This window comes from Kitasatospora sp. NPDC088779, from assembly GCF_040685395.1.
Taxonomy (GTDB): Bacteria; Actinomycetota; Actinomycetes; order Streptomycetales; family Streptomycetaceae; genus Kitasatospora.
In genome coordinates this window covers 1-2,558 of record NZ_JBFBHW010000116.1, presented here as the reverse complement: position 1 = coordinate 2,558, position 2,558 = coordinate 1, and the positions used below count along the sequence as shown (strand labels likewise).

Below are 2,558 nucleotides of genomic sequence, written 5' to 3'. Positions count from 1 at the left end.
TCACAGCACACGACTACCGGGACCAACCCTCCAACGGCAGGCGAACGCTACTGCTTCACCCATCCGAGCGACATCACGAATTCAACTTCAGTAGCTAGGCGGCGACCTGGCAGCCCTCGCCGAAGCCGTCGCGGTCCAGCACCACCTTCCGGGCCGGGGTGAACTTCGCCCACTCGGCGTCGCACAAAGCCGCGTCGCACAGAGCCGCATCGCCCTGACGCCCGCCGCTCTGGACGATGGCGAGCCGGGCGTAGCGGCCGACGACCCGGGAGGCATTGCGGCTCCTCTCGGGGTCGCCGAGCCACTTCGCGGCCCACTCCGGGGTGCCCGCAACAGGCGACGCCGAGGCAGGCACGGGCACGGCGGCCGTCGTCGGCGCCCCGCTCGACGTGCAGGCCGCTGCTCCCCCGAGCGCGACGGTCACTGTTGCTGCGGCGACAAGCCACTCCCCCATGTTCATGGCCAGAGAAGGTAGTGGGGTGTACGAACCTTCCGGGTCGCCGGGCAGGCCCTCACCCGGCGGCTTCCCTGGCGGGCCCGGGCTCGGACGCCGGAGCGTTCGCCGCGATCTCGGCCCACAGCCCGGCCGGGTACAGGCCGATCCGCAGGGCGATAGGCGGACGACGGGACCGGGAGCACGCCTAGAACTACACCCCGGGCCACGAGCCCCGACCCGGATACGGCACCCGGCCCCAGCAGCTGTCCACCAATCCCACAGGGCACTGGCTGCACGCCCTGGACGGAGTGGACACGTGGACGCCCGCCATCGAGGTGCTGCGGGACAGTGTCGTGGCGGCGTCCCGGTAGCACGACAGACGGCCCGCCACCGCGCCTCGTGCCGTGGCCGGACAGGTCCACCGTGGTGCCCTTCACTCGTTCGAGGGAGGGCGAAACGTTTTTTCGCTCAGCTGAGGTACGACGTTCCGCCAGAGTCGGAGGCATGCCGCTGCTCGCTGATCCATCTGCCCGGGACGCCATGTCGACCACAGTTCCCGGCACGTGCCGACCGGCGGCTTCCCCCTCAGCGAAGGAAGGAGCCCTTCTGTGGCTTTGACGACTCAGAACGCGACGCAAGAGCTGGAGGCCGCGGGCCAGGCAGGTGACCCGCAGGCCGATCAGCTCGTCTCCGATCTGATCGACCACAAGGAAATCGACGGCGTCAACGCCCTCTTCCGCACCATCGGGACGCTCAAGCCCGGTCAGGACCTCTCCCAACTGCCCCAGCGGCTGGCGGACTTCCTGCGGGAGGCCGCGGCGCCGCCGCCGGACTGGTCGGAGGCGGACGTCGACGCCGCGGAGGGCTTCTTCGGCCACCACCACGGCGAAGTGACCATGCTCCAGGGCACCGTCGGCCTGATCGGTACCTACCTCTCCCCCACCGGCGCGTTCACGCTCCGCTCGACCGGGCGGCTCGGCGGCGTCAAGGGCCCGGGCCGGCGCCTGTCGCAGTCGTCCCGGCTGTTCCTCGACATGGGCAACAAGAACGCCCTGCGCGACGGCACCCTCGCGGCGAACGTCACCAAGGTCCGCCTGGTCCACGCCTCCGTACGGCAGTTGCACAAGAAGAGCGGCGCGTGGGACTACGCCAAGTGGGGCGAGCCGGTGTCGATCAAATACACCACCGGCGCCTCCTGCGTGTTCAGCGTGCAGATCCTGGAGGCGATGAAGAACCTCGGCATCGACGTCTCCAAGGAAGACGCCCACGGGTTCATGTGTGCCTGGCACTACGTCAACCACTACCTCGGCACTCCCGAGCGGTGGCAACTGCCCAAGGACGCCGACCTGGTCACGCGCATCTGGAACCAGGCGCGCAACGACGAGTGGAAGAAGTCCGAGGACGGCGTCTTCATGACGCAGCAGGCCGTCGACTTCTACAAGCAGTTCTACCCCGGCCCCACGCACGACGCGCTCATGGCCCTGGTCCGGCACGCGCTCACCGACGAGTACGCCGACATGGCCGGCGTGCCCAAGGGCGTCCTCGACCTCGCCTCCGGTCCGCTCGCCGCCGGCCACGGCGTGGTCAGCGGCCTGGGCGGCGGGCTCCTCGGCGGTTCCGTCCAGAAGACCACCGGAGTCAACCCCTACAAGGACGTCCTCGGCATGGCCTCCAAGACGTTCAACGAGATCCAGAAGTTCGCGCTCACCCACGACCAGGACGACCAGCCGCAGATGCACCAGGAACTCGGCGACGACCGCTGAGCACCGCCGACCCCACAGGTCCGGGCGGGGCACGGCGTGAACCACCCCATGGCGCAGCGGAACGGCTCGGTTTCCAGGGGAAGCACAAGGTGGCGCTGTCTCCCGGGGCCGTCACCCAAACCGCCTTCTGCTGCCGGTCCAGGGTCCCCAGCACCGGCGACTGCGGGGCGGCGGCCGCAGACCGGACTCGCGCCGCCTCTATGCCGGACACCGCCTGACCGATAGACGGGAACCCGCCGGGCTCATCCCGGCGCCGTTTACTGCCCTCGGCGCTTCAAGGTGATTGGCCTGTTTGTGTAGCTGACTGGCAGTCATTTGCGCGCTATGCCGTTGGTATGCGCTATGCGGATGGGGGCGGG

Annotated in this window: 2 protein-coding genes; one reads left to right on the top strand and one right to left on the bottom strand. The window is 69.3% G+C overall.

From position 1 onward, the window contains the following. Positions 1–94: 94 nt before the first annotated feature. The gene (locus AB0P03_RS40715; RefSeq protein WP_363589630.1) at positions 95–361 is read right to left on the bottom strand and encodes a hypothetical protein; all 267 of its coding nucleotides are present in this window, start codon (positions 359–361) and stop codon (positions 95–97) included. Between the two features lie 683 nt (positions 362–1,044). Here AB0P03_RS40715 and AB0P03_RS40710 point away from each other — a divergent pair. Further along, a complete protein-coding gene (locus AB0P03_RS40710) occupies positions 1,045–2,199 on the top strand; it encodes an oxygenase MpaB family protein (protein WP_363589632.1) in 1,155 nt (384 codons plus the stop codon). Positions 2,200–2,558: the final 359 nt, after the last annotated feature.